Consider the following 18,326-nt stretch of genomic DNA (forward strand, 5'->3'; position numbering starts at 1 on the left):
GCATCCCAGTTATGCGTTAATTTCGTCCCGGAATAAAAAAGCTTGTCTTCACCCTGCTCATAATTCGTAATCGATATCTTAATCCCGTCCGAGGAATTTTCAAAATCGATATTTTCGATGGAAAGTTCGGGAGCAACCGCAACAGGACCGTTACAATAAAAAACCGTATCGGCTCCCGGATTATCTATACGGTAATTTTGCTGCGACTGAGCCCGGCCAAAACCGGCGATCAAAAAAAGAATTCCAACTACTACAGAAAAAAGCAGTTTTTGTTGCCTCATAGATTTATTTTCCCTTGTTGGAAAAGTATTTCATAAACTGGGACCGCTCGTAAACCATTGGGTCAGGAATATTTTTATAAGAGAGTCGTCCGCGGAAATCTTCGGGACGTAAAAAATTCCATTTTTTCATAAACGCTGTTAATTCCGAAAGCATTTCCGGAATAACATCATTCCCGTTTACATACAACGTTGAACAAAGCTGTGCCACTTTAGCACCGGCCAGAATTTGCTTAATCACCGATTTGCCGTCGTGAATTCCGGTTGATGCTGCAATATCAATTTCGGGAACTTCAGACGATACCAGCCCCACCCAGCGCAAAGTGTGACGGATTTCCACCGGCGAGCTGAAAACTTCAGAAGAAGTGAGTTCCAGTTTATCCAGATTGATGTCGGGTTCGTAAAAACGGTTAAACATGACCACACCTTTGGCGCCACCGGCTTTCAGCCTGTCAACCATGCCAATAATATTACTGTGGTAAAGCCCTATTTTCATTGAAACAGGAATGGAAACCTCTTTTTTCACTTTTTGCAGTACATCGAGATAAAGATGCTCGATTGCCCCGGGCTCTTCGCGGCGATCAACCGGAACATAGAAAATATTGAGTTCCAGCGCATCGGCACCTGCCTCCTGAAAATCTTTGGCAAAAGTGGTCCATTCGCTGGCCGAAACACAGTTTACACTGGCAATTACCGGGATGCCAACAGCTTTTTTGGCTTCTTCAATCAGGCGGATGTGTTTTGTTATCGTATTATCGCGCATGTAATTTTTAATATAGTCCTCTGCTTCGGGGTAACTGGCGTTATGCGAATCCTGCAGTAACATGCTGGTTACTTCGTTGTTGATTTGCTCTTCGAACACCGATTTTAAAACCACTGCGCCGATTCCGGCTTCTTCCAGTTTCTTTATTTTTTCAACCGAGTTGGTAATACCCGAACTTGCTGCCACAAGCGGATTTTTCAGGTTTAATCCGAGATATTTTGTTTGCAGTTTTGTCATTATTTTTAAATTTAATCAGATTACAATCTAAATTTTTATCCATAATTCCTTGCTCCAAATATTTTACTGCCTACCCGAACAATAGTACTTCCTTCTTCAACTGCCAGTGGATAGTCGTCCGACATTCCCATCGAAATTTCTTTGAATTCAGGATTATCAGCAAAATATTTATTTTTCAATTCGTTGAAAATCGATTTTAACCTTCTGAATTCGCTTCGCACCTTTTCCGAATCGTCGGTAAAAGTGGCCATTCCCATCACACCGGCAATGGAAATATTTTGCATGTTTTTATAGGCTTCCGATTCCAAAATCTCACGGGCACCTGCTTCGGTCAGTCCATATTTTGATTCTTCTTCGGCAATGTGAAATTGCAGCAAACACGGGATTACACGGTCGTTTTTGCGGGCTTCTTTGTTTACTATTTTCAGTATTTTAAACGAGTCGATGCTGTGAATCATGCTCACAAAAGGGGCGATGTATTTTGCTTTGTTTGATTGCAGGTGCCCGATAAAATGCCACTCGATGTCTTCCGGCAGTTCTTCATGCTTTCGAATGAGTTCCTGTGCTTTGTTTTCGCCAAACATTCTGTGGCCGGTTTGGTAAGCCTCCAGAATGGCATCGTTGGGTTTTGTTTTTGAAACAGCAATTAGTTTCACTCCCTCCGGCAAATCAGATTTAATCTTTTCAAGGTTCTTTGCAATATCCATTAAAACAAATTTTCATTCAAAAATAGAAATAATGGCTGTAATAAAAGATGATTTAAGTATAATTTGAGAGTTTACTTTTGGATAACCTGGAATTGGACTTTCCTCTTGGGAGTTGGAGTTTCCCAACTCAGACAAAAAAAACTCCGGTTTACCTGCAAGACATCCTCCATTCCATAAAACTCTTCACTACCCTCCGGATTAATCAAAACGAAAACCGCACCGGCCAGTTGTGGGAGCACGAAAATTTCGACACCACCATCCGCAACGAGAGGCACTTTACAACCGTTGTAAACTACACCCTCAACAATCCCGTTTCCGCCGGTTTGGTGAAAGAGTGGCACGACTGGCCCGGGACAAGGAGTTTCCTAACTCCGTGATCTTTCGTTTGGGAATCGGACTTTCTAAGTCCAATATCTTCGACTTGGGAAAGTCGAAGTCCCCGCCGGGAGTTGGAGTTTCCTAACTCCAACATTTTCGACCCGGGCTCCATATGAATCGATATGCGAAAAGCCGAAATCCCCATCCGTGAGTCGACCTTTCCAAGTCTGTTTTAAGCAACCTGCCTGAAAAAGCTGAATTTCCCTCTCTGAAAAAATGGAAACCCCAACCGGTTTCGTTCGAAACCTATAAAAAAGGATTTGACCTTGTTCAGCATCATATTCACAACGGCGATACCTATTTGCTGAATTACACACAGCCAACACCCTGAACCCGCCGTGCCCAGCTCATTGAGGAAGGTAAAATCAAAGTCTGCCGGATTACCCCTGATGATTTACCCCGCTTCGAAAAAGCCGGGTTAATTAACGCCATGCAGGGATTGGATGAAATGCCGGTAATAAAAATCGAAAATATTATTTGAGATGGGTCATCGTCTCACTCTGAGTGAGGCTATGATTATTTTTCCATAAAAACATCATCCATAATCCGATTGATTTTTCGTTCGTTTATCCGGCGCGAATATACAATCAGCGAATAGTTCAAAACCAATGGTTCGGTGGTTGAAACCGGGATTGTTTTATTGCCGGGCCAGGCGGCATTTTGCATGCTGTTTTGACTGCGTAAAATCCAGGGTTGCGGATAACCGGGATTTTCGGGATGATCAACAATTACCACCCCTGCTTTTTTTCCTCCGGCTCCCATACTTCCTGAAATATTGATAAATCCTTCAGACTCAACTGAAGTTGTTTGTGGTTCCACTTCACCTGCCGGTCCGGTGAACTCAACATCTTCGGGCAATTTCAATCGCACCGAAAAACCGCTGTACCCTTTTTCATCTTCGGAGCCACCGATCGAAAGATTTTCTTCCAGTGCAAGCAAGCTGATTTCAAAGTCAATACGGCGATAGTTTCGTTCTTCGGGGTGAATCGTGATTTTTGCATTTTCCTTCAGGTAAGGGGATTTCGTTCCCCGCTTTATCCATTGATCCGACATCCATTCCACGGTTGTTTTCAGAACACCTGCCCCATCCGGTTTCAGAAAAAACTCGACTTCCGAAACTTTCTGCTCAAAGTTTTCCAAAGCCCACGGGTCGCCAATTCGTTTATTGCCGATCCACACCTGGTGCCAGGCCCAGAAAACGCCGCGATGATGCAGGTGATCGACTGGAAAATCTTCCGTCAGAACGGCTCCGTCAATTCCCCACAACGGGTGAATATAGTTACAGCGTTCGTATTCACCCTGGTAATTTTTCGGGGCTGACTGGTAAAAAAGGATTTTATTTTCGTTTTCCAGAAAAAGCAGTCCGCCCTCTTCTTTCTGCAGGGTTACCTGGGCATTCAGGTTCCACGAAAAAATAAGCAGAAATAAAAAAGGTATCGCTATTCGTTTCATTGATTTTTAAGTTTTATTTCAACAGATTATCAAACAGCCAGTTGTTTTTTTGCTCCTGTTGTTCGGGAAAAGTCCAGTGTTGCGTTTCCTGAAAAATGTGTAGTTCTTTTTCAGCATCGATAACATTATACGCGGAATAGGTTGAAGTAGGCGGGCACACATTGTCGTTGTAGCCCCAACTGTACCACCCGGGCACGTTTACAAAGCGGGCAAAGTTGACCACATCGAAATATTTCGAGGTTTCCACCTTTTCGGGTTTGTTGGTAAACCCGTCGCGGAACATGTGCGGCCATCCGCCGGCACGGTCGTTCAGGTAGCCCGTTAAATCGGATAGTGCCGGATAGAAAGCAGCGAGGTAATCGATACGATCGTCGAGCCCGGCAGTTACAATGGAAAGTGCACCGCCCTGGCTGCCGCCGGTTACGGCAATATCTTCGCCGTTAAAACAATCGAGCGACTCGATAAAATCGACCGCACGCACGCAGCCAAGATACACCCGTTTGTAATAGTAGTTGTCTTTGTCGTCGAGATTGGTTACCCAGTAATTATCGAGCGCGCCGTAACGCAAATTGTCGTACACTTCCTGGTCGAGGTTGACCGGAATGCCGTGAATCCCAATCTGGAAGGTTATAATTCCCTTTTCGGCACTCCACGGATCGCCGTAATATGGCCGGATGCCGGCACCCGGAACGTGCAGAATGGCCGGGTATTTTCCTTTGGCTTTGGGTTTGCTCAGAATGCCGTAAATTTTCCCTTTTATATTGTCGATGCGCACGTGGTAAACGTCCACTTTGTCGGTGCAGCGCTCGGGCATCAGCGTTAAAACCGGCTTCACGGGCACTTCGGCGAGTTCGGCTTTGGCATCTTCCCAAAACTGCTCAAAATCGGGTGGCAAAGTGGTGGTCGGTTCAATTTCGTCAGGCGAAAACCCGGCTGTGGCGTAAGATGAATACGTTTTGCCATCCACCTCCACCGAAGCGTGGCAGCGCAAAAACCCCGGCTCCCTGAACCGTTTTGATTTTAACGTGGCACTGCCTTTTTTCAGGGTTACCCGTCCTTTGTCCCAGGCGCTCATCTGCTCAGGCTGAATGCGGTAAGTTACTTCCACTCCGTCCATTGGCACGTTGTTTTTCAGTACCTGAATTTCAAACTCAGCGTGGTCGCCTTTTTCGTATGTCCAGTCGGCGTGGTCGGGTGTTACAATTACCTGCACCAGCTGTTTGGATGGCTGGGCAATGCTTTGGAAGCAGATGCCGGTTATGAGCAGGAATAGTAGAGTAAATCTCGTCTTCATAGTTTTATCGTTTAAATGTTTTTCTAATTTCCCTGAAGGATGTTCAAGTTCAAAATTAAAAATTATTCGTCATGTTTGAAATTCTTTCCTTTTTTTTGGAGACAGCCGGAAAGGTGTTCTGCACAACATAATTGTATCCATATTGAACTACAACCCGGTTTATTTTGCAGAATTTTTTTTCTATGTACTTAACGACGGTTTTATGTTTGTTCCTTGTTGAAATTCAGGTAATTCTTGAATCAAAGCGGTATTGTCCGTTTTCAATTTTCCTGCACTGTTTTCGATATATTGAAATGATAACACGAAATCATTGCCAAACCGTGCTATTAGTTGTAAATTACACGATTATTAAAATCAAAAAAATAATTTATGAATAATCAGGAATTCAGTACAGATGAAATACAACAACTCATAAAAAAGCATTACAAGGCAGTAATTATTGTTATTGTGCTTTTAATTGTTGGATTTGGTTCATTTTTCCAGGTGGGTACCGAAGAAGAGGGAGTGGTAACACGTTTCGGAAAGCATGTCAGGACAGTTACGCCCGGCTTGAAAATGAAAATACCTTTTATAGAAAAGGTATATAAAGTACCGGTTGAACGGCAAAAAAAGCAGGAGTTTGGTTTTCGTACGCAACAAGCCGGGGTCAGAACCCAGTACAGCCGCACAGGCTCGGTCACCGAAGACGAAGCGATAATGCTGACGGGTGATTTGAACCTGGCCAATGTGCAGTGGGTGGTGCAATACCGGGTAAGCGATCCGTACAACTACCTGTTCAAGGTTCGCAATCCCGACAATACACTGCGCGATCTCTCCGAAGCTATTACCCGGCAGATTGTAGGCGACCGTACCGTTAACGAAGTATTAACCGTTGGAAGGGCCGAAATTGCCAGCGAAGTAAAAGTTTTGCTGCAGGAGATGACCAGGGAATATTCTCTCGGAGTTGAAATAGCCCAGGTCGTGCTTCAGGACATCAACCCTCCGGAATCGGTAAAACAGGCATTTAATGCCGTAAACGAAGCACAGCAGGAAAGGGAAACTTTGATAAACGAAGCCAAGTCGGAATACAACAAGGTAATTCCACGGGCCAGGGGGCAGGCGGAAGCAACCATCCAAAAGGCCGAAGGATACGCCACCCAGCGTGTAAACAATGCACAGGGTGAAGTGGCAAGGTTTAACGCCCTTTACGAGGAGTACGTCAGAGCGCCCGAAGTAACCAAAAAGAGAATATATCTTGAAACACTACAGGAAGTTCTGCCCAAACTCGGAGACAAAATTATTACTTCGGAAAATGGCAACAACATGATTCCTTTACTAAAAAAGGAACTGAATTAAACAACACAACATCAATTTATTAAAAGAATGACAATGAATAAACAAAATAAAATATTACTAATTGCAGCAATAATTATTGGCGGCATAATTGTTTTGTCGCAAAGTATTTACGTTGTAGATGAAACCCAGCAGGTGGTGGTCACTCAATTTGGCCGGCCGGTGGGCGATGCCGTGACCGAACCCGGGTTGAAAATCAAAACTCCGTTTGTGCAGAAAGCAAATTATTTTGAAAAACGTTACATGGAATGGGACGGCGACCCGAATCAAGTTCCCACAAAAGAGAAGAAGTTCATTTTTGTTGACAGCTACGCACGCTGGCACATTACCGATCCGCTGCAGTTTTACAAACGCCTTACTAACGAACGGGGCGCGCAAAGCAGGCTCGACGATATAATCGACGGCGAAACCCGCGACCAGGTGGCCAGTCACAGCCTCGAAGAAGTAGTCAGGAACACCAACAGGCAGGCCGACACAACGGCCAAAATAAGTGAAATAATAGAAGATTCCCTGGCACAGATTGAGGTGGGCCGAAAAAGAATCCAGAACATTATCCAGGAAACTGTCAACGAAGAAACAAGAGATTTGGGCATTGAAGTACTGGATTTCCGGTTTAAGCGGATCAATTATGTAGAGGATGTAAGGGAACGGGTTTACGACCGCATGAAGAGCGAGCGAATCCGAATTGCCGATAAATTCAGGTCGGAAGGCGAAGGTGAAGCTTCACGTATTAACGGGGAAAAAGAGCGCGAACTGAACCAGATACAATCGGAAGCTTACAGAGAAGCTGAAACAATTAAAGGAAAAGCCGACGCTGAAGCTGCCCGGATTTATGCTGGGGCGTACAACAAATCAAGAGGCTCAAGGGAACTGTATAGCTTTATTAAAAGCATGGAAACCTTTCAAAATACGTTCGATTCCACCACCACGGTGATTCTTTCAACCGACAGCGAATTATACAAATACCTGAAAAGCATGGAATAAATTGAACTATCCATCAAATAATTATTGTTCATAAAACCAGATGACCAGTTTAATTAGTTCTGAGAAATAACTTCGGAATCAAAGTTTACGTAGCTTTACTTAAATACTGTTGATTTGAAGTTATACATTAAAAATATGGTGTGTATTCGCTGCCAGATGGTAGTGAAAGCCGAACTTGAAAAACTCGGACTGCAATATGTTTATGTGAAAATTGGTGAGGCCGATATAATTGAAGATGTTCAGCCGCAACAACTGGAACAGCTAAAAGCAGAATTGAAAAAAGCAGGCCTGGTTTTAATGGACAACAAAAAAAGTGTGCTTGTTGAAAAAATAAAAAGTGCAATAATCGAGCTGGTGCATTACAGAGAAGACCAAATCAAAGTGAACCTTTCTGATTACCTGAGCGAAAAACTTAATTACGACTATACCTACCTTGCCAACCTATTTTCGGAAGTAAAAGGCATTACCATCGAAAAATTTTACCTCACCCATAAAATTGAAAAGGTAAAAGAGCTGATTGTTTACGACGAGCTGAATCTTTCAGAGATTGCATATAAAATGCATTACAGCAGTGTAGCCCATCTTTCAAATCATTTTAAAAAATACACCGGACTTACGCCCACACATTTCAAAAAACTCAAAAATGAACGCCGTAACACACTTGAAGATGTGTGAATAACCTGTTGGCGGAATAATTTTTCAACCTCTGGTAATCAAACTTCGACTACGCTCAGTCTGACTGTCACAGTGAGCGGAGTCGAACTGTCTCTTAATAAATTAAGGATCAATTCCGCCAACGCGTGTGTGAATAATCTTAATCTACGTTTTCTGATTTCTTTCAAAATGTGTGAATGATGTAAATTAAAACATCAATTGTGTAACACTTTCAAAATTAAACGGGAGTAACTTTGGCAAGGTTACTTAATTTGAAACTGATGCAAGCGAAAGAAATAGAAAAATCAAAAATTCATATCCTCATCGAAATCATTGAGTATGTACCCAATTCGGTGGTGAGCAAAACCATTATCCGGAAAACCACCGGAAATATTAGTGTTGTTGCCATTGATACCGGCGAAGCGCTGACCGAGAAAATTTCTCCGTTCGATACGTTTATTCAGATTATCGAGGGATCGGCCAAAGTTGTTATCGATAATCAGCCCAGCCTGCTGCAAACAGGAGAAGGCATAATTATCCCGGCGCACACTTCAAATGTTGTGCGTGCAAACGGGCGGTTTAAAATGATTTCAACCGTGATTAAAAGCGGGTATGAAGGAAGTACAATATAAAGGCCTCCCCTAACCCCTCCGAAAGAGGGGAACCAGGAGCAAAAAAATAAATTCACACCATAAAAAACAATCATCATGGCAAAAGGCAAAGAAAAGAATGAAGGAAAAGAGAGAAAGAACATAAAAAAAGTAGCTGCATTGAGCTTGAAAGAAAAGAGGGCCGCAAAAACTGCAAAAAAAAGGGCCAAAAACAATGATTCAGGTTTGATCTGATTTTCTTTCAGGAAATGGATTGACCAACAAGTAACAATGGGTTGCAACCCATTGTTTTTCTGAAAAAGCCATTGATGGATTCGTCTTCCGTCTTGTGTCTAAAATATAAAATAAAATCATGAAAATCAGTTATATCGCAACATATCCGCCACGTGAGTGTGGCATTGGAACATTTACGAATAACCTTTTAAAGTCGATGCTCAATGGAAACGCTAATCAGAACAGAAAGAATGAAGGTTTTGTGGTTGCATTGAATGACAACGACCTTACATATAAATATCCGGAAGAAGTAAAAGTTACCATCAGGCAGGATTATCAGGAGGATTACTTAAAAGCGGTAAAATACATTAACTTAAGCGGTGCCGATGTTTGTATCCTACAGCACGAGTTTGGCATATTTGGCGGACAAAGCGGGGTTTACATCCTTCCGCTACTTCACCGGCTTGAAGTTCCCCTCATCGTTACACTGCATACCATACTTAAAACTCCATCGTATAACGAAAGAGCCGTTTTAATAGAAATTTGCAAAATGGCTCAGAAAATAGTTGTGATGAGCCACAAGGCGGTTGAGTTTATGACTACTATTTACAATGTTCCCAAAGAAAAAATTGCACTGATTGAACACGGTGTCCCGGATATTCACTTCAATCCTGAAAAATCGAAAAAAGAGTTTAAACTTGAAAACAAGAAAGTACTGCTGACTTTTGGGTTTATCGGGCGAAGCAAGGGAATTGAAACGGTAATAAAAGCGCTGCCCGAAGTGGTAAAAAAATATCCTGAACTCATTTATATTGTTTTGGGGAAAACCCACCCGAATGTGCTGCGGCACTCGGGCGAGGAATACCGTATTTCCCTGCTGCGGCTGGTAAAAAACCTTCAGCTCGAAAAACATGTTCTGTTTCTGAATGAGTTTATCGACGAACAAAATTTGTTTAAATATTTATATGCCTGCGACATTTACATCACCCCTTATTTGAATGAAGCCCAGATTACCAGCGGAACACTTTCGTATGCGGTTGGGGTGGGGGCCGCAGTTCTGTCAACGCCGTACTGGCATGCCGCAGAATTACTTGCGAAGGGAAGAGGCCGGTTATTTGGTTTCAATGATTCGGGTGAGCTGGCGGAATCATTGACAGAACTTTTCGATAAACCGGAAGAGCTAAATGAACTAAAAAACAGAGCCGGTGAATATGGCCAAAAGATTACCTGGCCAAAAACCGGTGAAAAATATCTGGCAATTAGCGAAAAATTAGCGAAAAATGGTAATCTGGTTATTACCCAAAAAGAACCGGAACTTGATTTGCTCATTCTTCCCCCCTTTTCGCTTGCACACATTAACAGGCTTACCGATGACACCGGCATCATTCAACATGCCAAATTTGGCATTCCCAATTTGAAGGAAGGGTATTGCCTCGACGATAATTCGCGGGCTTTGCTGATGGTGTTAATGGCTTACCGGGAGATGAAAAACAAACGTGCGCTTGAATTGTCGCCTGTTTACCTGAGCTACATCCACTACCTGCAAAATGCCGACGGAACTTTCCGTAACTTCCTGAGTTTTAACCGTAATTTTCTGGATGAAATTGGCTCCGAAGATTCGTTTGGGCGGACCATCTGGGCGCTGGGTTATTTGCTGGGGAATGCACCAAACGATGCCTATTATCAAACCGGCAGATTGATATTTTTCAACGCAGCACCCAACTTCGAAAAATTAACATCTATCCGGGGAATCGCCAACACCATGATTGGCATCAGCTATTACCTGAAAAGCAACCCGGCAGACGATTCCATGACCGAAAGGCTGAGGAACCTCGCGAATGCATTATTGAAACATTACCGCGAAAACCAGTCGGCAGGCTGGAACTGGTTTGAATCATTGCTGGCTTACGACAATGGAATTCTGCCCCTGGCACTGCTGCATTCAGCCGAAATACTGAACGACGATAAAATTACCCAAACTGCCATTGATTCCATGAATTTTCTGACCGAGCACACATTAAAGGATAACTATTTGTCGGTAATCGGCAACGAAAAGTGGTATAAAAAAGAGGGGGAACGCTCGGTTTTTGCACAGCAGCCCATCGATGCTATGGCCATGGTTTTAATGTATCACCAGGCATTTCATGTTACAAATGATAAAGATTACCTGAATAAATTGTACACTTCGTTTTTGTGGTTTCTGGGCGAAAATGATTTGCGCATGAGTTTGTACGATTTTGAAACCAAAGGGTGTTGCGACGGGTTTGAAAGTTACGGTGTAAACCGCAACCAGGGAGCCGAAAGTTCACTGGCCTATCTAATTTCTCACTTGACTGTTTTGCAGGCTTATGAAGAATTCCACAAGTCTGACTTGAAATTAGTGTAAAAAAAATCCCGCCAGTGGCGGGATAAATTTTAAACGGTTGTAATAGTTATAAACTAAGCCAGTTTAACATTTACGGCATTTAATCCTTTTTTACCTTCTTCCAAATCGAAAGTTACTTCATCATCTTCGCGGATATTATCTTTTAAACCGGTTGAATGTACAAAATACTCTTTTGATGACTCGTTGTCTTTAATGAACCCAAAACCTTTGGTTTCATTGAAAAATTTTACTGTTCCTTTATTCATTGTATTATATATTATTAATTGCATGCAAGTTACACTTAATTATTGAAATAAGACAATTTGTAACCAATTAATTAAGTATGCTTACAGTATGAGTGATGCCTTTAATCACTTGGAAAAGAGGGTTATTAACTTTGCTTAAAAAGTTGTTCGCGGACAGATTGTAATTCCTGACGATGTTTCTCTGTGGTTTCAGGATAAGCCATCTTGAGTTGGTTAAATGCATTAAGTACAATTTGGGAAACAATTAATCGGGCATTCTTCTTGTCATCGGCTGGAATAACGTACCAGGGAGCGTAGCTGGTACTTGTTTCGTTCAAACACACCTCAAAAGCATCCATGTATTTGTCCCAGTATTCACGTTCGTTAATATCAGAGATGCTGAATTTCCAGTTCTTTTCCGGTTCGTCTATGCGTTCTAAAAACCGTTTTCGTTGTTCATCTTTTGAAAGGTGCAGGAAAAACTTGATAATTTTTGTTCCGTTTCGGTGGAGGTGTTTCTCCATCTCCACAATGGAGCGAAATCTTTCTTTCCAAATTATGTTTAAGTCGAGTAATTCATCCGGAAGCCCCTGTCCATAAAGAATCTCCGGATGTACCCGTACGATAAGCACTTCCTCATAATAGGAACGATTAAAGATCCCAATCCGTCCACGTTCGGGCAAACATTTTATAGTACGCCAAAGAAAATCGTGTTTTAGTTCTTCAGCACTTGGTTGTTTGAAACTGAAAACCTGGCAGGATTGTGGATTAATACCGGACATGACATGCCGAATAACTCCATCTTTGCCCGCAGCATCCATCCCCTGAAAAATCAGGAGAATTGCGTAACGGCCAGATGCATAGTGCAGACGTTGCAGCTCACTCAGCTCATCAACGTGTTTTTTCAACAGTTTTTTATAGTGCTTCTTCGACTTGAAAAAAGGAGCGACAATAGTCGGACAGTCCCTGAGCTTGACCTTTTCACCCGGCTGGACAAGAAAATCATTTACTTTTATTTCCATTTCTTTAATAATATTTTATCAGCAGTTTACGCGGATTTATTTTTTTTGTTCATCATTCCGAATCTCCTGTTCAGCTTCTTTCCAATCCTGATCCGCATATCCTTCACGGTGGCCCTGTTCTTCATAAATTTCATAAGCACGATCAGCAATCCGATGTTTCAGGTCAACAGGTTCCTTTGTTTTTACCGGATCGAAAATCCGGTAGGCGAGCAATTTAATTCGGTCGTTTATAAGGAACCAAATTATGGCATATCCCCAAACGAAACCAGCCCAGCCCCAGCCAAGCGGTGTCATAAACAATCCGTAAACTGCAATTAAAGTAGCTACGATTTGTGTGCCAACTACTGCTACCCATAAAATTCTTGCCGGACGAATTGACCAGAACGGACCGCGTGTCCGGGTTAGAAAAATGGTGAGGTGTCCTGCTACCGATAATTTTAAATACATTAAAGTTTGAATGTGTTCCCTATCAATGTGAAAGACCCGTTCTCCAAGATAAAACAACCCAAAAGCGGAGATTACCCCAATAACGCCCAAAACGGTTGATATTCCCAGTACCATGTGCATGTTCCAGGCTTCAGGCTTATTTTTATACTGAACCTTGTCATACGCAATCGATAAAATAGCCCCATCGTTTAGCAACGCCAGCATCACGATCATCACAGCCGTTACCGGGTAAAAATTAAATATCAGAATCGACAAGGTCATGAACAACAGCACACGCAGCGTTTCGGCAATCCGGTAAATGGCGTAGCTGTTCATCCGCTGGAAAATGCGGCGGCTCTCCTTGATGGCATCAATAATCACAGATAATCCGGGAATGGTCAGCACGATTGCTGCAGCCGCCCGTGCGGCATCTGTTGCATCCGAAACGGCAATGCCGCAGTCAGCTTTTTTCAGTGCCGGGGCATCGTTCACCCCGTCGCCGGTCATGCCGACTATGTGGCCGCGCTTTTGCAGTACATCCACAATGTGAAATTTGTGTTCAGGAAATACCTGTGCGAAACCATCAGCCTCCACAATGGATTTGGCCATTTCGTCTGATTCTTCCTTTTTTACATCTCCAAGACCTGAGGCATCGAGGATGTTTGCACCCATATCTAATTTTTGGGCCGTTTCCTTTGCAATGGCAAGTGCATCGCCCGTAACCATTTTGATTTTTACTCCCATCTGGAGCGCGGTGGCGATAGTGGCTTTGGCATCTTCTCGGGGAGGATCAAACAAAGGCAAAACGCCAACAAACTGCCAATTCCCGTCTCCGTCGTCTTTCGCCACGCCCAGCGAACGAAAGCCGCGAGCTGCGAATTCGTTCACTGCTTTATCCGCTGCTGTTTTTACATTTCCGGCATTGGCCGACAATTCCAAAATTACCTGCGGCGCACCTTTGGTTACCTTGAACTCTTTTCCACCGGTATCTTTTACGGTGGCTTCGGTGCGTTTGTGCACCGGGTCGAATGGCAGAAAATGTTCGATGGTATATTTTTTCAGGGCATCCGTATCTTTTACCCCCGCCAGAACGGCCAGGTCAATGGTGTCGTTATTTTCGGCACGCGAGGCCAAAGCACCAAAAAGAATAAGCTGATCGGGCGAAACATCGTTTATTGTGAACGGATCGCCTAAGGTCAGAATATTTTGGGTAAGCGTACCGGTTTTATCCGCACAAAGTACATCCACTCCGGCCAGTTCCTCGATGGCCACCAACTTGCTGACTATCGCCTTTTTCTTTGCCAGCAGGCGCGCTCCAACAGCCATCGTCACCGATAACACGGTTGGCATGGCTACCGGAATAGCAGCCACGGTAAGTACGAGTGCGAATTGCAGCGTGGTGAGGATGGCATCGCCGCGAATCAATGCGACGGTAATAATGATTGCAACCAAAGCAACAGCCAGAATAATCAGGTAATTTCCGATTTTCAGCACGGCCTTTTGAAAATGGCTGATAGTGCCTGCCTCCTGCACCAGTTGAGCGGTTTTGCCGAAGTAAGTGTTTGCACCTGTTGCATAAACCAGTGCCTCTATTTCACCACGACGAATAATTGAACCTGAAAAAACAGCTTCTCCTGATTTCCGCTCGGCGGGCAACGATTCGCCTGTTAACGCCGACTGGTCCACTTCAACCGGATCACCTTCGAGCAAACGTGCATCGGCTGGTACAATGTCTCCGAGCCGCAACCTGATAATATCGCCCGGAACCAGATCACGCGCTTCAGGATTAATCCATTTCCCATCACGTTTCACCCGTGCTTTCACGGCCAGTTTTGCTTTCAGTGCATCAATGGCATTCCCGGCTTCGCGTTCTTCCCAGAATCCGATGGTCGCATTGGCCAGAAGCAGAACGAGAATAATTCCAAAGTCGGGCCAATGGCGGGCAACTGCCGAAAGGATTACAGCCGCTTCAATCATCCAGGGTATGGGTCCCCAGAAATAGGAAAGGAATTTCAGGAACAGGTTGGTCTTCTTTTCCTCAAGTTCGTTGGGGCCATATTGGGCCAAACGTTTTTTTGCTTCTTCCTGCGTAAGTCCATCAGGCGACGATTCCAGCTTTTTCCGAAGTTCGGACATTGGAAGAGATTTAAGATCGTCCTTCGAATTGTCTTTAGCGGTACTGTTTTTCATAATAATTTTCTCTTTTAACTATTTGGCAAAGAAAGAATTAAAACGACTTCATAATCGTTTCCGGTTATTTTTCCTTCTTCAGAAATTCCCAAAATATTTTTGGGTAAATCAGTCATGATTTTTATCATATTAATCGATTTTAATTTTGAATCATCATTTCCTGGTGAATTTCGAGAAAACTAATTTAAGCTACAGAGGAAGGATAGGCGTTACAGAATTCTTTAAACGGGTTTTACTTCACAAATGCATTGATACAAAGATAGTTGAGCTTTAAAAATTCTATATTAGTTACTACACCAAAACTAATTTTCTGATTATGAGATTATTGTCAAATATATAAAATAAATACAACATATTAAGTGATTTTTTTATTTTCTTTTAATCTTCTAATTTTCAGCAACTTAACGATTGATATTTTAGTTGCTACAAAATCAAAAAAATAACGTCTAAGTAATTGTAATACTGATGTTTATTAAAGTAAAACCCGTTTAAATACCCTTCTTTTGAGGAATGCGAAAAATTTATTCTGAAAACATCAACTCCTGACGTAATCAATTCAGAAATAATAATTTTAGCGGAAGTTGCCGGTCCTAAAGTTGCGATTATTTTGGTTTGTGAATTGTTCTGCTTCATCGTGTTATGTCTTATTAAAGAATAAATTAATAGCTTGTGACATCCTTTGCTTTGTTTTGCGCTTAGTTGGGTAGATTTTTTTCTGATGAGTTTTTTTTCTGCTCCTTAAGCCATTCAATGATTTTATCCAATTTATCCACTTCAATTTTCTATATTATTTCCTGATTCCATTTCCAATTCAGAATTTCCGGCATATCCTGTCCGTATTTATCAATGTACTGTGTGTGTGCGGTGAGTTTATCCTGCATCATTTGTTTTAGCTTATTTCCATCTTCACCCAAACCGGGAACCCGGTTGATTACATCCTGAACCAGATCAAAGCGGTCCAGATTATTTAAAACGGTCATGTCGAAATAGGTTGTAATGGTACCTTCTTCCTTGTAACCGCGAACATGCATATTTTCGTGATTGGTGCGGCGATAAGTCAACCGGTGAACAAGCCAGGGGTAGCCGTGAAAGGCAAATACAATCGGTTTATCCTTTGTAAATAATGCATCGAAATCCGAATCGCTTAGCCCGTGCGGGTGTTCAGTGTCCGGTTCAAGTTTCATTAAATCCACCACGTTAATCACGCGTATTTTCAGATTGGGTAAATGTTCACGCAAGATAGAAACCGCCGCCAGTGTTTCGAGTGTGGGGACATCACCACAGCAGGCCATCACTACATCCGATTCATTCCCATGGTCATTGCTGGCCCATTCCCAAATGCCAATTCCTTTCGCACAATGGCTTATCGCTTCATCCATGGTCAGCCATTGGGGCGCCTGGTATTTACCGGCAACTACTACATTTACATAATCGCGGCTTCGCAGGCAATGGTCCCATACCGACAATAAACAGTTGGCATCGGGCGGAAGATAAACACGGACAATGGAGGCCTTTTTGTTCACCACATGATCAAGAAATCCGGGATCCTGATGGGTAAAACCATTATGCGCCTGTTGCCAAACGTGAGAAGCGAGCAAATAATTCAGTGAAGCTATTTTTCTGCGCCACGGCAATCCAGCCGTAACCTTCAGCCATTTGGCATGTTGATTAAACATGGAATCGATGATGTGGATGAATGCCTCGTAACAGTTAAAGAGCCCGTGCCTTCCGGTAAGCAGATAACCTTCGAGCCATCCTTCGCATTGATGTTCACTCAGTACTTCCATCACCCGGCCTTCCGTAGCAAGGAATTCGTCGGTCTTTTTTGTTTTGGCTTCCCACTGCCGGTTGGTGACCTCGAAAATGACATTTAACCGATTGGAAAGCGTTTCGTCAGGACCAAAAATCCGGAAGTTTCGCTGTTCATCATTTAATTTAATTACTTCGCGAAGGAACTCACCCAACTCATGCGTGTCGGCTGCTTCAACTGAACCGGGAGAAGGTACATCAACTGCAAAGTTTCGAAAATCGGGCATGTTCAAATCCTGCAAAAGAATTCCTCCATTGGCATTTGGATTAGCTCCCATTCGCCGGTTTACTTTTGGAGCCAATTCTGCCAGTTCGGGCATCAATTTCCCGTTTTCATCAAAAAGTTCTTCCGGTTTATAACTTTTCATCCATTTTTCCAGAAGTTTTAAATGATGCGGATGATCGGAATCCACTTGCAAAGGAATTTGGTGCGAGTGAAAAGTATCTTCGATTTTTACCCCGTCAACTTCTTTTGGTCCGGTCCAGCCTTTGGGCGATCGTAAAACAATCATTGGCCAGTGCGGACGGCTTGCATCCTTTTTCTCCCGGGCAATTTTTTGAATTTCCTTAATTTCAGAAATGGTTTTATCCAACACTTTAGCCATTTGCTGATGCATTTTTTCAGGCTCATCGCCTTCCACAAAATAAGGTTTCCATCCATAACCATTCAGCAACTGTTTTAATTCTTTTTTTGAAATGCGGGCCAACACGGTTGGGTTGGCAATTTTATACCCGTTGAGATGCAGGATGGGCAAAACCGCTCCGTCGGTAACCGGGTTTAAAAATTTATTGGAATGCCAGGCAGTGGCCAACGGGCCGGTTTCTGCTTCGCCATCGCCAACAACACAGGCAACAATTAGTTCCGGATTATCGAATACAGCGCCAAATGCATGACTTAGCGAGTATCCCAGCTCTCCGCCTTCGTGAATGGATCCCGGACATTCAGGAGATACATGGCTCGGGATTCCTCCGGGAAAAGAAAACTGGGTAAACAGTTTCTTCAGTCCCGCTTCATCCTGTGTAATGTGCGGATAAATTTCGCTATATGTTCCTTCGAGATAAGTATTTCCCACCAGTGCCGGGCCGCCATGACCGGGCCCTGAAATGTAAATCATGTCGAGATCGTATTTTTTAATTACGCGGTTCAGGTGCACATAAATAAAATTCTGGCCCGGTGTGGTTCCCCAATGTCCCAGCAACATCGACTTTACATGCGAAAGTTCCAGCGGCTCACGGAGCAAAGGATTGTCGTGCAGATACAGTTGGCCTACCGAAAGATAGTTGGCAGCACGCCAATAGGCGTTCATTTTGTATAATACTTTTTTTGATAATGGGCTGTTCTTTGTTTTTATCTTTTTCATTTTAC

At 43.1% G+C, this 18,326-nt stretch carries 17 protein-coding genes; 7 read left to right on the forward strand and 10 right to left on the reverse strand.

Going from position 1 to position 18,326, the window contains the following annotated elements; all coding sequences use genetic code 11:
- The 3 genes from ACTCNA_RS09210 to ACTCNA_RS09220 all read right to left on the reverse strand — a co-directional run.
- A partial coding sequence (locus tag ACTCNA_RS09210; protein ID WP_462947619.1) for a hypothetical protein occupies window positions 1-281 on the reverse strand: 281 nt, incomplete at its 3' end.
- A gap of 4 nt (window positions 282-285) precedes the next feature.
- Window positions 286-1,278: a dihydroorotate dehydrogenase-like protein gene (locus ACTCNA_RS09215; RefSeq protein WP_462947620.1), complete on the reverse strand. Its 993-nt coding sequence runs from the start codon at window positions 1,276-1,278 to the stop codon at window positions 286-288.
- A 35-nt stretch (window positions 1,279-1,313) separates the two neighbouring features.
- Window positions 1,314-1,985: a YggS family pyridoxal phosphate-dependent enzyme gene (locus ACTCNA_RS09220; RefSeq protein WP_462947621.1), complete on the reverse strand. Its 672-nt coding sequence runs from the start codon at window positions 1,983-1,985 to the stop codon at window positions 1,314-1,316.
- Window positions 1,986-2,062: 77 nt separating this feature from the next.
- Here ACTCNA_RS09220 and ACTCNA_RS09225 point away from each other — a divergent pair, with 77 nt between their 5' ends.
- Window positions 2,063-2,362 (forward strand): transposase, encoded by a 300-nt coding sequence (locus ACTCNA_RS09225; protein WP_462947622.1) that lies wholly within the window; start codon window positions 2,063-2,065, stop codon window positions 2,360-2,362.
- A 517-nt stretch (window positions 2,363-2,879) separates the two neighbouring features.
- On the opposite strand, the gene ACTCNA_RS09230 is transcribed toward ACTCNA_RS09225, so the two are convergent.
- Both ACTCNA_RS09230 and ACTCNA_RS09235 read right to left on the reverse strand, forming a co-directional pair.
- Entirely contained in the window at window positions 2,880-3,815 is a 936-nt protein-coding gene (locus ACTCNA_RS09230) for a DUF6807 family protein (protein WP_462947623.1), read from the reverse strand.
- A 13-nt stretch (window positions 3,816-3,828) separates the two neighbouring features.
- Window positions 3,829-5,109, reverse strand: coding sequence for an acetylxylan esterase (locus ACTCNA_RS09235; protein ID WP_462947624.1), 1,281 nt, complete (start codon window positions 5,107-5,109; stop codon window positions 3,829-3,831).
- Between the two features lie 369 nt (window positions 5,110-5,478).
- Between ACTCNA_RS09235 and hflK the strand changes: the two genes are divergently transcribed.
- The 6 genes from hflK to ACTCNA_RS09265 all read left to right on the forward strand — a co-directional run bounded on the left by hflK (window position 5,479) and on the right by ACTCNA_RS09265 (window position 11,289).
- Window positions 5,479-6,444: an FtsH protease activity modulator HflK gene (gene hflK, locus ACTCNA_RS09240; protein ID WP_462947625.1), complete on the forward strand. Its 966-nt coding sequence runs from the start codon at window positions 5,479-5,481 to the stop codon at window positions 6,442-6,444.
- Window positions 6,445-6,477: 33 nt separating this feature from the next.
- The gene (gene hflC, locus ACTCNA_RS09245) at window positions 6,478-7,425 is read left to right on the forward strand and encodes a protease modulator HflC (RefSeq protein ID WP_462947626.1); all 948 of its coding nucleotides are present in this window, start codon (window positions 6,478-6,480) and stop codon (window positions 7,423-7,425) included.
- Between the two features lie 114 nt (window positions 7,426-7,539).
- Complete coding sequence (locus ACTCNA_RS09250; protein ID WP_462947627.1) at window positions 7,540-8,100, forward strand: helix-turn-helix domain-containing protein; 561 nt, start codon at window positions 7,540-7,542, stop codon at window positions 8,098-8,100.
- Between the two features lie 260 nt (window positions 8,101-8,360).
- A complete protein-coding gene (locus tag ACTCNA_RS09255) occupies window positions 8,361-8,711 on the forward strand; it encodes a cupin domain-containing protein (protein ID WP_462947628.1) in 351 nt (116 codons plus the stop codon).
- 75 nt (window positions 8,712-8,786) lie between these two features.
- On the forward strand, window positions 8,787-8,924 hold the full coding sequence (locus ACTCNA_RS09260) for a hypothetical protein (protein ID WP_462947629.1): 138 nt from the start codon (window positions 8,787-8,789) through the stop codon (window positions 8,922-8,924).
- A gap of 118 nt (window positions 8,925-9,042) precedes the next feature.
- Window positions 9,043-11,289 (forward strand): glycosyltransferase family 4 protein, encoded by a 2,247-nt coding sequence (locus ACTCNA_RS09265; RefSeq protein ID WP_462947630.1) that lies wholly within the window; start codon window positions 9,043-9,045, stop codon window positions 11,287-11,289.
- 53 nt (window positions 11,290-11,342) lie between these two features.
- Here ACTCNA_RS09265 and ACTCNA_RS09270 read toward each other — a convergent pair whose 3' ends face one another.
- The 5 genes from ACTCNA_RS09270 to ACTCNA_RS09290 all read right to left on the reverse strand — a co-directional run bounded on the left by ACTCNA_RS09270 (window position 11,343) and on the right by ACTCNA_RS09290 (window position 18,321).
- Window positions 11,343-11,534 carry a cold-shock protein gene (locus ACTCNA_RS09270; RefSeq protein WP_073174144.1) on the reverse strand — a complete coding sequence of 64 codons (192 nt, stop codon included), beginning with the start codon at window positions 11,532-11,534 and terminating at the stop codon, window positions 11,343-11,345.
- Between the two features lie 125 nt (window positions 11,535-11,659).
- Window positions 11,660-12,535: an ADP-polyphosphate phosphotransferase gene (locus tag ACTCNA_RS09275; protein ID WP_462947631.1), complete on the reverse strand. Its 876-nt coding sequence runs from the start codon at window positions 12,533-12,535 to the stop codon at window positions 11,660-11,662.
- A 36-nt stretch (window positions 12,536-12,571) separates the two neighbouring features.
- The gene (locus ACTCNA_RS09280) at window positions 12,572-15,151 is read right to left on the reverse strand and encodes a plasma-membrane proton-efflux P-type ATPase (RefSeq protein WP_462947632.1); all 2,580 of its coding nucleotides are present in this window, start codon (window positions 15,149-15,151) and stop codon (window positions 12,572-12,574) included.
- Window positions 15,152-15,574: 423 nt separating this feature from the next.
- The gene (locus tag ACTCNA_RS09285) at window positions 15,575-15,784 is read right to left on the reverse strand and encodes a pyruvate kinase (protein WP_462947633.1); all 210 of its coding nucleotides are present in this window, start codon (window positions 15,782-15,784) and stop codon (window positions 15,575-15,577) included.
- A gap of 149 nt (window positions 15,785-15,933) precedes the next feature.
- Window positions 15,934-18,321, reverse strand: coding sequence for a phosphoketolase family protein (locus tag ACTCNA_RS09290; protein ID WP_462947634.1), 2,388 nt, complete (start codon window positions 18,319-18,321; stop codon window positions 15,934-15,936).
- Between the last annotated feature and the right edge of the window lie 5 nt (window positions 18,322-18,326).

The sequence above is a fragment of the Tangfeifania sp. genome, assembly GCF_055108615.1.